The organism is Mesorhizobium sp. M2C.T.Ca.TU.002.02.1.1, from assembly GCF_003997225.1.
The window spans coordinates 1-13,990 of the sequence record NZ_RZTO01000059.1; the positions used below are offsets into that span (position 1 = coordinate 1).

At 66.3% G+C, this 13,990-nt stretch carries 10 protein-coding genes and 1 pseudogene; 8 read left to right on the forward strand and 3 right to left on the reverse strand.

Annotated elements, in window-relative coordinates:
- Positions 1–166 (reverse strand): annotated as a pseudogene (locus EOD07_RS05295) (isochorismatase family protein); the annotation flags it as partial.
- Between the two features lie 311 nt (positions 167–477).
- On the opposite strand from EOD07_RS05295, the gene EOD07_RS05300 reads away from it, so the two are divergent.
- From EOD07_RS05300 to EOD07_RS05320, 5 genes are all read left to right on the forward strand, one after another.
- Positions 478–1,335: a xanthine dehydrogenase family protein subunit M gene (locus EOD07_RS05300; RefSeq protein ID WP_127234245.1), complete on the forward strand. Its 858-nt coding sequence runs from the start codon at positions 478–480 to the stop codon at positions 1,333–1,335.
- Positions 1,332–4,115, forward strand: coding sequence for a molybdopterin-dependent oxidoreductase (locus tag EOD07_RS05305; RefSeq protein WP_127234246.1), 2,784 nt, complete (start codon positions 1,332–1,334; stop codon positions 4,113–4,115). The genes EOD07_RS05300 and EOD07_RS05305 overlap by 4 nt, the downstream gene beginning before the upstream one ends.
- Entirely contained in the window at positions 4,112–5,653 is a 1,542-nt protein-coding gene (locus EOD07_RS05310) for a 6-hydroxynicotinate reductase (RefSeq protein WP_127234247.1), read from the forward strand. Before EOD07_RS05305 ends, EOD07_RS05310 begins: the two co-directional genes overlap by 4 nt.
- Entirely contained in the window at positions 5,653–6,537 is an 885-nt protein-coding gene (locus EOD07_RS05315; protein WP_073989990.1) for a hypothetical protein, read from the forward strand. The genes EOD07_RS05310 and EOD07_RS05315 overlap by 1 nt, the downstream gene beginning before the upstream one ends.
- A gap of 63 nt (positions 6,538–6,600) precedes the next feature.
- On the forward strand, positions 6,601–7,062 hold the full coding sequence (locus EOD07_RS05320; protein WP_127234248.1) for a MarR family transcriptional regulator: 462 nt from the start codon (positions 6,601–6,603) through the stop codon (positions 7,060–7,062).
- Between the two features lie 251 nt (positions 7,063–7,313).
- Here EOD07_RS05320 and EOD07_RS05330 read toward each other — a convergent pair whose 3' ends face one another.
- Both EOD07_RS05330 and EOD07_RS05335 read right to left on the reverse strand, forming a co-directional pair.
- Positions 7,314–9,002, reverse strand: coding sequence for a hydantoinase B/oxoprolinase family protein (locus EOD07_RS05330; protein ID WP_127234249.1), 1,689 nt, complete (start codon positions 9,000–9,002; stop codon positions 7,314–7,316).
- A 1-nt stretch (position 9,003) separates the two neighbouring features.
- Positions 9,004–11,076 (reverse strand): hydantoinase/oxoprolinase family protein, encoded by a 2,073-nt coding sequence (locus EOD07_RS05335; protein WP_127234250.1) that lies wholly within the window; start codon positions 11,074–11,076, stop codon positions 9,004–9,006.
- A gap of 221 nt (positions 11,077–11,297) precedes the next feature.
- Here EOD07_RS05335 and EOD07_RS05340 point away from each other — a divergent pair, with 221 nt between their 5' ends.
- The 3 genes from EOD07_RS05340 to EOD07_RS05355 form a co-directional block, all read left to right on the forward strand.
- Complete coding sequence (locus tag EOD07_RS05340; RefSeq protein ID WP_127234251.1) at positions 11,298–12,125, forward strand: ferredoxin--NADP reductase; 828 nt, start codon at positions 11,298–11,300, stop codon at positions 12,123–12,125.
- Positions 12,126–12,332: 207 nt separating this feature from the next.
- Positions 12,333–13,388, forward strand: a complete 1,056-nt coding sequence (gene deoC, locus EOD07_RS05345; protein ID WP_127234252.1) for a deoxyribose-phosphate aldolase — start codon at positions 12,333–12,335, stop codon at positions 13,386–13,388.
- Between the two features lie 242 nt (positions 13,389–13,630).
- A partial coding sequence (locus EOD07_RS05355; protein ID WP_127234253.1) for an aldehyde dehydrogenase family protein occupies positions 13,631–13,990 on the forward strand: 360 nt, incomplete at its 3' end.

Genomic DNA, 13,990 nt, shown 5'->3' on the forward strand with positions numbered 1-13,990 from the left:
TCGAATGTCCGGCCGGGTGCCAGTCCTGCGTCAGGATCACATGCTCGCTGCGCCGGATCAGGTCGTTGACCAAAGGCACGATCTCGTCGCCGCCGGCAACCGCCAGCGCGCCGCCCGGGCAAAAATCGTTCTGCAGGTCGATGACGATGAGCACTTCTTCGGCCATGCGGCTTCCTCTCGTTCGGCTCTCTGGTTCAGCATCGGGGCTGCAGTCAAAAGCCGCTGACGCGACCGGAGAGGGAACCTTGACCAGATGGCCGGCGGCGTCAACCTCCGGCGCCATAACAATCGCGTTCCGGTCTTCGCGGCGCCAACTCCGGCCCAACTCCGGCTTTGACAATTCCAGCCGTCCTGATATCATTTGCATACGAATGAATTTGACCGGTCCGGAGATCGGCAAGAAGACCCGAGGCAGGCACTTCGGGAGGCCAGGGGAAGGCCTAAGCTCTGGGAAGGCCCTTTTCGGGAAGGCAAAGCGTGATCCGTTACGCGAAACCCACCACGGTCGACGAAGCGCTCGCTCTGCTCGGCGAGGACCGCTGGCGCATTCTGGCCGGCGGCACGGATTTCTATCCGGCCCAGGGCGCGAAACCTTTCCGCGACAACATCCTCGACATCAACGGCCTCGCCGCGCTGCGCGGCATTGCCGAGACCGATGAACATTGGCGGATCGGCGCCCGCACCACCTGGACCGACATCGTGCGCCAGCCGCTCCCCGTGGCGTTCGACGCGCTGAAGGCGGCCGCGCGCGAAGTCGGCTCGGTCCAGATCCAGAATGTAGCATCAATTGCTGGCAATCTCTGCAACGCCTCGCCGGCCGCCGACGGCGTGCCGGCGCTGCTGGCGCTCGATGCCGATGTCGAATTGCGAACGGCGAAAGCCATCCGCTATCTGCCGCTTGGCGCGTTCATCCTTGGCAATCGCCGCACGGCGCTGCAGCCGGGCGAGATGGTCACCGCCATTCGCGTGCCGAAGCGTTCCGCAGCCGGCGCCTCGGCTTTCGTCAAGCTCGGTGCCCGGCGCTATCTCGTCATCTCGATCGCCATGGCCGCGGCGCGCCTCGCGGTCGAGAACGGCGTCGTCGCCGAAGCGGCGATCGCCGTCGGCTCCTGCTCGGCGGTCGCCCGCCGTCTCGCCGGCGTCGAGGCGGCCTTGCGCGGGCGTCCGGTCGATGAGGCGCTTGCCGATGCGGTGCTGTCCGCGCCCATGGATGAACTGTCGCCGATCGCCGATGTGCGCGGCAGCGCCGAGTACCGGGAGCAGGCCGCGCGCGAGATCGTTATCCGCGCCGTGCGCGCTGCGGTCGGCTTCGAGCAAGGCAAGGTGGCGGCATGAGCATGGCCCAATCCGGCATGGCCCAATCTGGCATGCAGCGCGCCGACATCGCCTTTGAGGTCAATGGCGCTGCCGTCAGCGTGTCGGTGCCGCCGGTGCGGCGCCTGTCGCAGGTTCTGCGTGACGAGTTGCGGCTGACCGGCACCAAGGTCGGCTGCGATGCCGGTGATTGCGGCGCCTGCACCGTGCTGGTCGATGGCAATCCGGTCTGCGCCTGCCTGATGCCGGCGGCCTCGGTGTCTGGCGCTTCCATCACGACCGTCGAAGGCCTCGCCAATGGCCGGCTTTCCGCCTTGCAGGCGTCCTTCCTCGAACATGGCGCCGCGCAATGCGGCATCTGCACGCCCGGCCTGCTGGTCGCGGCCACCGCGCTCCTGGAACGCAATCCCACGCCGAGCGAGGCCGAGACGCAGGACGCGCTGGGCGGCGTGCTCTGCCGCTGCACCGGCTACAGGAAAATCGTCGCGGCGGTGATGCAGGCCTCGCGGCATGCGAACGGCGTCGACCTTCGCCTGCCGGAAGCAGGCCACGCGGTCGGCGCCTCGCCGATCCGCCTCGACGGCGTGCCGAAAGTCACGGGCGACGAGAAATTCGGTGGCGATTCCTTCCCGGCCGACGCGCTGGCCGTACTTGTCGTCCGCTCGCCGCATTATCATGCCGGCTTCAGCTTCGGCGATCTCGATGCGTGGACGAAAGCTCACGCTGGCATAGCCGGCGTCTTCACCGCCAAGGACATTCCGGGCCACAACTGCTTTGGCGCTATCGGACCGTTTGCCGATCAGCCGGCCCTCGCGGAAGGCTTCGTCCGTCTTCGCGGCGAGGCGGTGGCGCTGGTGGCGGGCGAGCGCGAAGCGATCCTCGATCTCGACCTGACGGATTTTCCGATCACCTGGACCGAGCTGCCGCATACGCTGCAGGCCGGCGAGGCGAAGGCCGAAGGCGCCGCGCTGATCCACGGCCACCGTCCGGCGAACCTGCTCACCTCCGGCCTGGTTGAGCGCGGCGACCCGGAAGCAGCGCTTGCAGGCGCGGCCGCCACAGTCTCCGGCGCCATCGAGACCTCGTTCGTCGAGCACGCCTATATCGAGCCGGAAGCCGGCTACGCTTATATGGATGGCGACACGCTGGCCGTCGTCGCCTGCACCCAGGCGCCCTATATGGACCGTGACGAGACGGCAAAGGTGCTGGGCCTTGCCGTCGACAAGGTGCGCATCGTGCCGACCGCCACCGGCGGCGGCTTCGGCTCGAAGCTCGATGTCTCGCTGCAGCCGCTCATTGGCCTCGTGGCGATGAAGACCGGACGGCCGGCGGCACTTGCCTACACCCGCAACGAATCGATGATGTCGACCACCAAGCGCCATCCCGCCGAGATGAAGGCGACCATCGGCGCCGATGCCGAAGGCCGCATCACCGGCATGGTCTTCGAGGGCGATTTCAACACCGGCGCCTATGCCAGCTGGGGGCCGACGGTCGCGAACCGCGTGCCGGTGCATGCCTCCGGTCCTTATCTCACGCCGAACTACCGGGCGACCGGCTACGCCATCCACACCAATGGCCCGATCGCAGGCGCCTTCCGCGGCTTCGGCGTGCCGCAGTCCACCATCATGCAGGAAACGCTCTATGACGAGCTCGCCGGCAAGCTCGGCATCGATCGGCTCGATTTCCGGCTGAAGAACTGCCTGCGCGACGGCTGTGAGACGGTGACCGGCCAGCGCCTGGAATCGGGCGTCGGCATCGGCGAATGCCTGGAGCAGCTTCAGCCGCATTGGGCGCGCGCGCTGGCGGACGCCGAGGCGTTCAATGCGGCCCATGCCGCAAGCAAGCGCGGCGTGGGCGTCGCCTCCTGCTGGTATGGCTGCGGCAACACTTCGCTCCCCAATCCTTCCACCATCAAGGTAGGTATCTCGGCCTCCGGCGAGGTCATCCTGCATCAGGGCGCGGTCGATATCGGCCAGGGCTCCAACACGGTCATTACCCAGATCTGCGCCGACGCACTCGGCTTGCCGCTGGACAGGTTCAAGCTGAAGAGCGCCGACACCGCCATAACGCCCGACGCCGGCAAGACATCCGCCTCGCGTCAGACTTTTGTGACAGGCAAAGCGGCGGAGAAGGCAGGCCGCGCGTTGCGCGAGAAGATCCTGCGTTTCGCCAATGTCTCGGAGCAGGCGACGATCGCGCTCGAAGGATCGAGCCTGTCGATCCGTGAAGGCGACGCGGCGCGGCGCATCGACCTGGCCGCGCTTAAGGCCGATGACGGCGGCTTGGTGTTCGTCGCCGAGGAGACCTACGACCCGCCGACGCTGCCGCTCGACGCCAAGGGCCAGGGCAAGCCCTACGCGGTCTACGGCTATGGGGCGCAGATCGCCGAGCTCGAGGTCGACCTCAAGCTGGGCACCGTCAAGCTGATCAAGATCACCGCCGCGCATGACGTCGGCAAGGCGATCAACCCGGTTCTGGTCGAGGGCCAGATCGAGGGCGGCATCGCGCAGGGCATCGGCATGGCGCTGATGGAGGAATATATCCCCGGCCGCACCGAGAATTTGCACGACTATCTCATCCCGACCATAGGCGACGTGCCGCCGGTCGAGCACATATTGGTCGAGGTTCCGGATCCGGAAGGACCTTTCGGCGCCAAGGGCTTGGGCGAGCATGTGCTGATCCCGACAGCGCCTGCGATCCTCAACGCCATCCGCCATGCCACCGGCGTCCTGGTCACCAAGGTGCCGGCGACGCCGAGCCGCATCCTGGCGGCGATCCGCGAGAAGGAGGCGCGCCGATGAGCGAGCTTGCCGAACGTTTCGAAACCCACGATCCCGGCGAGAAGCAGGTGGCGGAAAAGATCCGCTGCGATGCCTGTCCGGTCATGTGCTACATCGCCGACGGCCGCACCGGCGCCTGCGACCGCTACGGCAATGTCGGCGGCCGCATCGTGCGCATGGACCCGCTGACCATTCTTGACCACGCGGCCGAGACCGGCGGCGCGGTCGTGCCTTTCGTCGCCGAGGGCGAGGCCTGGAATGGCGAGCTCGTCAACACCGGCCGCCGCTTCGTGACGGCCATCGGCGCCGGCACCACTTATCCCGACTATAAGCCGGCGCCCTTCATCGTCAGCCAGGAGGTCGAGGGCGTCGACCTCGTCACCGTCGTCACCGAAGGCATCTTCTCCTATTGCGGCGTCAAGGTGAAGATCGACACCGACCGCCATATCGGCGACGAGACGGCGACAGTGCGTGTCGAGGGTGAAGCGATCGGCCATGTCACCACCGGCGAATATGGCTCGCAGATGCTGTCGCTCGGCGGCGTCCATCATCTCACCGGCGGTTCCAAGGCGGAAGGGCGCGCCACCTGCGACGCGCTGCTCAATCTCTGCAACAGGAAGCCGGTCGAGCTCGCCATCGATGGCGGCGCGACGGTTATCGTCGAAGCCGGCAAACCGCCGGTCATCGACGGCAAGGTCGAGCACCGCATGCGCGTCGGCTGCGGCTCGGCCACCATCGGCATGTTCGCCACGCAGTGGCGCGGTCTCGTCGACGAGGTGGTGGTGGTCGACGACCACATCACCGGCGTCGTTTCCGAGCACCAGGCCGGCAAGGTGCTGGGCTGGGAGGATACCGGGATAAAGATCGTCGGCCGGCGTTCGACGCCCGGCCGCTACTTCAAGGTGTCGGAGCCCGGCCTCGGCTGGGGCGGCACGACGATTTCCGACCCGCTGTCGATCCTCGGCGACTGGAACGCCAAGAAGGGCGCGCGTCCCGGCCTGTCGCTGCTGATGGTGTCGACCACCGGCGAGCAGTTCGCCTATTACGAGCTGGACGACCAGTTGAAGCCGGTCGAAAAGCCGTTCCCGGATCGGCTGCAAAAGTCCGTCGGCCTGATCGAGGACAATTGCGAGCCGGCGCTGTGCACGGTGCTGTTCGTTGGCGGCGCCGGCGGCTCGCTGCGCGCCGGCGTCACCGAAAACCCGGTCAACCTCACCCGCTCGGTGCAAGGCCTGAGGACCTATGTGACGGTGGGCGGCGCGCCGGTCTATGTCTGGCCGGGCGGCGGCATCACGCTGATGGTCGACGTCACCCGCGTGCCGGAAGGCGCCTTCGGCTATGTGCCGACGCCGGCGCTGGTCGCGCCGATCGAGTTCACCATGCGCCGCGACGACTATGTCAGGCTCGGCGGTTATGAGAACGAGATCCGCAGCGTCGAGGATATCCTCGCCAAGGGCGGCGAATACCTCAACCCGCGCAGCAACACCGGCGCGCCCGCCGGCAATCCCTGGCCGCCGCTGGCGCAACTGCGGCGCGCGGCGGCAAACGGTGCCGGCTGATGAACGGCCCGCAGGCGCATTGGCTTGCCGACGGCCGGCGGCTCCATCTCAACCACGGGCCGATCGACCTGATTGTCGAGGCCTTTGGCGGGCCGGAGGAGTGCCGCGCCGCTTACGAACAGGCTGTCGCCCGCTTTCAGACGATCCTGATCGAGGTGGTCGAGGAACTGCCCGAATTGCGCTTGCCGGCCTTCTTCCTGGCGCCGCGCGATTTCGCCGGCCCGACGGCCCGCCGCATGGAAGCAGCCGTCATGCCGTTGGCGGAATGCTTCATCACGCCGATGGCCGCCGTTGCCGGTTCGGTAGCCGACGAAATTCTTGGCGCCATGCTCGCAGGCCGCCGGCTCGACCGCGCCTACGTCAACAATGGCGGCGACTGCGCTCTCCATCTTGGCGTCGGTCAGTCGATGACGGTGGCGATCGCCGGCACCGGCAATGGCATGGCCGATCGCGTCGCCATCCGTTCTGAAGATGGCGTGCGCGGCGTTGCCACCAGCGGCTGGCGCGGCCGGTCGTTTTCGCTGGGCATTGCCGACGCCGTCACCGTGCTTGCGCGAACCGGCGCGGAGGCCGACGCCGCGGCGACGCTGATTGCCAACGCTGTCGACCTGCCTGGACATCCTGCCATCGCCCGCGCCGCTGCGCGCGACCTCGCGCCTGACAGCGATCTCGGCGAGCGGCTGGTGACGCAGGGCGTCGGCGCGCTCACGCCCGGCGAGGTGGCGCGGGCGCTGGACAACGGCCTTGCCGTCGCCGAAGATTTTCGCCGGCGCGGCCTGATCGCCGCCTCGGCGCTGTTTCTGGCGGGCGAGGCCCGCATCAGCGGCTCGGTGACGCTCGCCGCGCCCAACAAGCATGCACAGGAGGAATTTGCCGATGCCTGAGTTTTCGATCCGCAAGGTCGCGGTTCTGACGGCCCAAGATATCAAGGCATGGGATGGCCTCAGATGAGCGGCGAGGACAATCTGCTGCGGCTGGTCGAGGCCGAGGACGGCGACGAGAACAACTATCACCTGCAGGATCAGGTCGGCTTCATCCTGCGCAGGGCGCATCAGCGCCATGTCTCGATCTTCGCCTCGCATATCGGCGACCTGACGCCGCCGCAATTCGCCGCTCTGGCCAAGCTCTACGATATCGGCGAGACCTCGCAGAACCAGTTGGGAACGCTGATCGCCATGGACGCCGCCACCGTGAAGGGCGTCATCGACCGGCTGAAGGCGCGCGGGCTGGTAGAAGTCTCCAAGCACGAGGTCGACAAAAGGCGGCTGCTGGTCAACCTGACGCCGGAGGGCCGCCAGGCGATCGAGCGGCTGATCCCGCTGGCGCGCGCCATCACCGAGGAGACGCTGGCGCCGCTGACGGTCAAGGAGGCCGCGACGTTTTTGCGGCTGCTGGCGAAGCTGGCGTAGAAGCCGCTTTCGACAGAGTGATATCGTTAGACGCTGGTGGGACAGCACCCCCCTCTGGCCTGCCGGCCATCTCCCCCGCAAGGGGGGAGATTGGCAGTTCCAGCGCCGGCGCATCTCTTCCATCGTTGGCGATTGGCGAAAGCGGCGGCGACATCCGATCTCCCCCCTTGCGGGGGAGATGCCCGGCAGGGCAGAGGGGGGTTGGCGGGAACTCGACCTGGGGCTTTGGCTTGGGTCGCAGCCTATCCGCCCTACACGTCCACCCCAAACATCTCCCTGGCCTGCTCGGCCGTATAGTACCCAAGCCTGACGTCCTCGGCGACCTGCTTCGGATCGCGTTCGCGCGGATCGCCATAGCCGCCTCCGCCTGGGGTGCCGACCCGCACGCGGTCGCCGGCCTTGAGCGCGATGTCCTGCTCCTTGGAAAGATGCGGCGGCACATGGGCCTCGCCACCGCGGAACACGGTCACGCTGTTCGGCGCGCCGTCCTGGCCGCCCAACGCACCCTGCGGCCCGAAACGGCCGTGATCCATGACGAAGGACGCGCGGGCCTCGCCACGCAGTATCTCCACCTCATAGGCGAGCCCGAAACCGCCGCGATGTTTGCCGGCGCCGCCGGAGCCCTCGCGCAGCGCGTAGTGCCGGTAGAGCACCGGAAAAGCCTGCTCCATGATCTCGACCGGCGGCGACTTCGAGATTCCGATGGTCGAGCAGCCATTGCTCAGACCGTCATGACCGGCATTGCCGCCATAGCCGCCGCCGGAGATCTGGTACATCACATAGTCGCGGCCGCGCGCCGGATCGTTGCCGCCGAGCGCGAAATTGCCGCTGGAGCCGGCGGGCGCGGCCGTTACCTTTTCCGGCAGCGCCTGCACCATAGCCGCGAACACCGCCTCGGCGATGCGTTGCGAAACCTCCGCCGCGCAGCCCGACACGGGCCGGGGATATTTTGCGTCGAGGAACGTGCCTTCCGGCCGCTTGACGTGCAGCGGTTCGAAAGCGCCGGCGCTGATCGGTACTTCCGGAAAGATATGGCGCATGGCGAGATAGACCGACGACAAGGTCGTCGCCAGCACGCTGTTCATCGGCCCGGCGCATGGCTTCGACGAGCCGGCGAAATCGAAAGTCAGCGTGTCGCCCTTCTTCTCGACGGCGAGATTGATGGTCAGCGGCTCGTTCACCACCCCGTCGGAATCGACGAAGGCCTGCGAGCGGTAGACGCCGTCGGGTATGGCGGCGATCGAGGCGCGCATCTGCTCGGCGGCGCGGCGGCGCAGCTCCGCGATCGCCTCGACGGCGGTTTCGTCGCCGTAACGATCCAGGATTTCATTGAGCCTGTCCTGGCCGATCAGCAGCGCGGCGGCCTGCGCGCGGATATCGCCGATGCGTTGGTCGGCGACCCGGATGTTCGAGCAGATGATGGCGTAGATCTCCGGATCGAGCACGCCCTTCTTGAACAGTTTCACCGGCGGCAGCCGCAGGCCTTCCTGCTCGACAGCCGTGGCTGAGGCCGAGAAGCCTCCCGGCACCGAGCCGCCGATGTCCGGCCAATGGCCGGTGTTGGAAAGCCAGCAAAAGATCTTGCCGCCGCGATAGACCGGCATGACGAAGCGCACGTCCATCAGATGCGTGCCGCCGAGATAGGGGTCGTTGACGATGTAGATGTCGCCGGGTTCGGGAGCCAGACAACGGCCGTCGGCGATCATCTCGATCACCGTCTTCGTCGAGTATTGCATGACGCCGACGAAGACCGGCAGGCCCTGGCTGCCTTGCGCGATCAGCGAGCCGTCGACGGCAGAATAGATGCCGTCCGAGCGGTCGTTGGCCTCGGCGATAACCGGCGAGAAGGCGGCGCGGGAAAACGTCAAATCCATTTCGTCGCAGACCTGCTGCAGGGCCGCCTGCAGCACCGAAAGCGTGATCGTGTCGAGCTTCGCCATCTTAGGTCTCGCCGATGTCGATGATGATGTTGCCGTCGGGGTCAGAGCGCGCATGGTCTCCGGGTTCGAGCACCGTGGTGGCGTCCATCTGCTCCAGGATCGCGGGGCCTTCGATTGTTGCATCGAGCGGCAGCTTTTCGCGGGCATAGACCGGCGTGTCGTGCCAGGCGCCGCTATACCAGACCGGCCGGATCTCGCGCCGCGCCTCTTCGAGCGTCGCCGCGCGCTCTGCCGGGTCGATCAGCCGCGACAGGTCGATCTGCGGCCGCACGCCGGTGACCGAGGTGTTGAGGTTGACGAGGTTGGCGCGGATTTCCGGCAGCTCGACCTTGAAGCGGGCGAAATAGGCCTTTTCGAACAGAAGCTGCAGTGTTTCTCGTGAAACCGACGAGGAAGGCAGCGGCACGTTGATGATGTGGGTCTGGCCGACGAACTGCATGTCGGCCGAGTGCGTCACGCGGATCGCGTCCGGCTTCACCGCTTCCTTGGCGATCAGCGTCTCGCCTTCGTTTCGGTGCCGTTCCAATACCTCGCGAAGCGCGGCTTCGTCGAGACTCGCCACAGGCTGGTTGATTGTGTTGACGAAGTCATGGCGAAGGTCCGCGACGACGCAACCGAGCGCGTTGGTGATGCCCGGGCGCGCCGGCACCAGCACCCTCGGCAGGCCGAGCTCGCGGGCGAGCGCCGTCGCATGCAGCGGTCCGGCGCCGCCAAAGGCGAACAGCGCGAAATCGCGCGGGTCGTGGCCGCGCGAGACGGACACCATGCGGATGGCGCCCGCCATCTTCATGTTGCCGAGCCGAAGCACGGCGCCCGCGGCCTCGACCCCGGACAGGCCGGTGCGCTTGCCGATCTTGTCCTCGAAGATCGAGGTGACACGCTCGACGGTGACGGGATTGTCGACCGAGAGCAGCTTCTTCGGCGCAAGGCGGCCGAGCACCAGATTGGCGTCGGTGATGGTCGGCTCGGTGCCGCCGCGCCCGTAGCAGATCGGGCCGGGATTGGCGCCGGCGCTCTCGGGGCCGATCTGGATCAGCCCTGCCGCATCGACGCGCGCGATGGAGCCGCCGCCGGCGCCGACCGTGTGCACCGCCACCATCGGCACATGGATCGGCATCGCATATTCGATCTCGATCTCGTTCGAGACGGCGGGTTCGGCATTGCGGATCAGCGCCACGTCGGTCGAGGTGCCGCCCATATCATAGGTCACGAGGTTGCCGAAGCCGGCGCGCTTTCCCGTGTAGGCGGCGGCGATCACGCCCGACGCCGGGCCGGACATCACCGTCTTGGCCGATTCCAGCGTGACGAAGCGGGCCGAGATCATGCCGCCATTGCCGTTCATGATCAGGAAGTCGCGGGCGTAGCCCTTTGCCGCCAACTCCTTGCGCAGCCGTTCGACATAGCGCTCGAGGATCGGCTGGACCGATGCGTTGACCGCCGCCGTCACGCCGCGCTCGAACTCGCGCGCTTCCGAAAGCAACGCGTGTCCGGTGGTGATGTGGCTATTCGGCCAAAGCTCCGCCGCGATCTCGGCCGCGCGCCGCTCGTGCGACGGGTTGGCGTAGGAATGCAGGAAATGGATGACGAGCGACTCGCAGCCGGCGGCGAGCAGCCGCTTCACCGCGTCGCGCATCTCGTCCTCGTCGAGTTGAATGCGGACAGTGCCCGACGCCTCGACCCGCTCCGACACTTCGAGCCGAAGGTCGCGGGGAATGACGGGGACGAAAGTGCCCGTCATGCCATAGGCTTGCGGCCTTGTGCGCCGGCCAAGCTCGATCACGTCGCGAAAGCCGCGCGTGGTGATCATGCCGGTCCGCGCCAGCCTGCGTTCCAGCACGGCGTTGGTCGTGGTCGTCGTGCCGTGCACGATGAGGTCGATGCCGTCGATCGGGAAGCCGGTGGCGCCGAGCGCCGCGACGACGCCGAAGGCCTGGTTTTCCACCGTGGTCGGCGTCTTGGCGATATGGACTTTCCCGCCCGCCTTGCCGTCGATCAAGAGCAGGTCGGTGAAGGTGCCGCCGACATCGATGCCTGCGACAACTTTTCCCGCCGATGCCGAAAAATTCTCATCCATTGCCGAAGCCCGAAATGCTAAAACTACAGATATGTCCCAGTTTGGAAAGGTGTTTTACGCCGCGATCTTGACCTGAAGATCGTTTGTATACTAATAACTTTCCGACACAAGGGCTTACTGTTGGCAGTGTGTGGGAAGCACGTCGGAACCCGATCGTTCGGACGCGCAGGAGAAAGTTTGGCGCCCAGTGCGTTCCGTCTGGGCCGGAAAGTTGGGTTGGAATGAACACGACATCCGCGTTGAACGTTGCCGGCTCGAAGCCGCTGCAGTTCCCGATCCCGGCCAATGTTTATGCCGAAACCGTGGTGTCGGTGAAGCATTACACCGACCGGCTGTTCTCCTTCCGCATCACCCGGCCGCAGTCGCTGCGCTTTCGTTCCGGCGAGTTCGTCATGATCGGCCTGCCCAATGCCGAGAAGCCGATCTTCCGCGCCTATTCCGTCGCCAGCCCCGCCTGGGACGACGAGCTCGAATTCTTCTCGATTAAGGTGCCGGACGGTCCGCTGACCTCCGAGCTGCAGAAGATTGAGGTCGGCGACACCGTCATCATGCGCCAGAAGTCGACCGGCACGCTCGTGCTCGATGCGCTGACCCCCGCAAAGCGCCTGTTCATGATCTCGACCGGCACCGGCATCGCGCCTTTCGCCAGTCTGCTGCGCGATCCCGAGACCTATGAGAAGTTCGATCACGTCTTCCTCACCCACACCTGCCGCGACCGGGCCGAGCTTGTCTACGGCCAGGAACTGGTGGCCGCGCTCCATAGCGATCCGCTGATCGGCGAGCTGACCGAGGGTCGCGTCACGCTCTACAACTCGACGACCCGCGAAGAGTCTCCGCGCATGGGCCGCATCACCGCGCTGATCGGCTCCGGAAAATTCTATTCCGACCTCGGCATCGACAAGCTCAACCCCGAGACCGACCGCATCATGATCTGCGGCTCGATGCATATGCTGAAGGATGTCAAGGAGCTCGCCGAAAGCCTCGGCTTCCAGGAAGGTTCCTTGAGCCACCCGGCAAGCTTCGTCGTCGAGCGCGCCTTCGTCGGCTGAGGCCGGCCAATCTCCAACGCTGGGAGCGCCCACTCGGCATGATGCTTTGACCATGCGGTCAAAAATCTACTGCCTTGGCAGCCTTTTTCCGCTATGACCCCTTGAAAGACTCGTGAAGCGTCGCTTCACGGGCTATCTTCATGCTCGTCACCCAACGACACGCATGAAGGCATAAGGCGCAAGCGCGCTGAAACGAAAGGGCAGGAGATGAGCAGCACGATCCGCGAGGCTGGTGCAGGCGCAGGCGCGTCCAAGGTGATGCCGCTGCCGGCGCGCGCCGCCGCCAACACGCCGCTGCCGCTGGAACATGGCATTGCCCGCAATCCCGGCATGAAGCTCGATCTCGGCTTCCTGGAATCGGTGCGCAGCGTCAACCGCTCGGCGCTGGAGCGCCGCGTCGCCACGCTCACCAAGCGGCGCTCGATCAAGGCCGACAACCAGGCCGCCTGGCTGTTGCGCGCCATCGCCTGCATGGACCTCACCACGCTGAACTCCAACGACACCGACGAGCGCGTGCGCCGGCTCTGCGCCAAGGCGATCAACCCGTTGCGTCGCGATATCGTCGAGGGTCTCAGCATCTCGGGCGAAACTATCCGTCCGGCGGCGGTTTGCGTCTACCATCCCTTCGTCGCCACCGCGGTCGATGCCCTGCGCGGCACCGGCATCCATGTCGCCGCTGTCTCCACCGCCTTCCCGCATGGCTTGACGCCGCTCTCGACCCGCCTGCAGGAGATCGAGGCCTCGGTCAAGGACGGCGCCGACGAGATCGATGTCGTCATTCCGCGTGGCCTGGTCTACGGCGCAAAATGGCGCGAGCTGTTCAACGAGATCGTCGCCATGCGCGCGGCCTGCGGCGATGCGCATCTCAAGGTCATCCTCGGCACCGGCGACCTTTCCACACTGCGCAATGTCATGCTGGCCTCCATGGTGGCGATGATGGCCGGCGCCGATTTCATAAAAACCTCGACCGGCAAGGAAAGCGTCAACGCCACGCTTCCCGTCGGCCTCGCCATGGTCCGCGCCATCCGCGCCTATTTCGAGGAGACCGGCTATCTGATCGGCTTCAAGCCGGCGGGCGGCATCTCCACCGCTAAGGTCGCGCTCGACTGGCTGGTGCTGATGAAGGAAGAGCTCGGCCGGCCCTGGCTGGAGCCGGAGCTATTCCGCTTCGGCGCGTCGAGCCTGCTCACCGACATCGAACGCCAGCTCGAACATCATCTGACCGGCCACTATTCGGCCAACCACCGCCACGCGATGGCGTAGGGCGAGTGAAGGCCTTGAACGCCGAGTTCCTTCGCGCCCCCCTCTGTCCTGCCGGACATCTCCCCCACGGGTGGGGAGATTGGCTGTCACCAATGATTTCGCCAATCGCCGACGTCGCAGATTGGGCGCCTACGGCCGCGAAGGCTAATCTCCCCCCTTGTGGGGGAGATGTCCGGCAGGACAGAGGGGGGCGCGAAGGAACTCCACCTCATAAAAAATTCTCCCCATAAAGGAGCCGCCCCATGAACATCCTCGAACGCTATCACGCCATGGAATACGGTCCGGCGCCGGAAGCCCGCAACGAGGCCGACGCCTGGCTGGCCTCGCGCGATTTCTCCAAGGCCCTGTTCATCGACGGCACCTGGAAAGCGGCGGCCAGCGGCAAGACCTTCGACACCTCCGAACCGTCCTCCGGCAAGCTGCTGGCCAAGGTCTCGGATGCAGGCGCCGCCGACATCGACGCCGCGGTCGCGGCGGCCGCCAAAGCGCTGCCGAAATGGAGCGCCAGCTCGGGCTATGCCAGAGCCAAAGTGCTCTATGCCATCGGCCGAGCCATGCAGCGCCACCAGCGCCTGTTCGCGGTGCTGGAGTCGATCGACAAC

Bases quoted from the DNA above. Each gene is read 5' to 3' on its own strand.
- EOD07_RS05305 (WP_127234246.1), top strand. From the start codon at position 1,332: ATGAGCATGGCCCAATCCGGCATGGCCCAATCTGGCATGCAGCGCGCC.
- EOD07_RS05310 (WP_127234247.1), top strand. From the start codon at position 4,112: ATGAGCGAGCTTGCCGAACGTTTCGAAACCCACGATCCCGGCGAGAAG.
- EOD07_RS05315 (WP_073989990.1), top strand. From the start codon at position 5,653: ATGAACGGCCCGCAGGCGCATTGGCTTGCCGACGGCCGGCGGCTCCAT.
- EOD07_RS05320 (WP_127234248.1), top strand. From the start codon at position 6,601: ATGAGCGGCGAGGACAATCTGCTGCGGCTGGTCGAGGCCGAGGACGGC.
- EOD07_RS05330 (WP_127234249.1), bottom strand. From the start codon at position 9,002: ATGGCGAAGCTCGACACGATCACGCTTTCGGTGCTGCAGGCGGCCCTG.
- EOD07_RS05335 (WP_127234250.1), bottom strand. From the start codon at position 11,076: ATGGATGAGAATTTTTCGGCATCGGCGGGAAAAGTTGTCGCAGGCATC.
- EOD07_RS05340 (WP_127234251.1), top strand. From the start codon at position 11,298: ATGAACACGACATCCGCGTTGAACGTTGCCGGCTCGAAGCCGCTGCAG.
- deoC (WP_127234252.1), top strand. From the start codon at position 12,333: ATGAGCAGCACGATCCGCGAGGCTGGTGCAGGCGCAGGCGCGTCCAAG.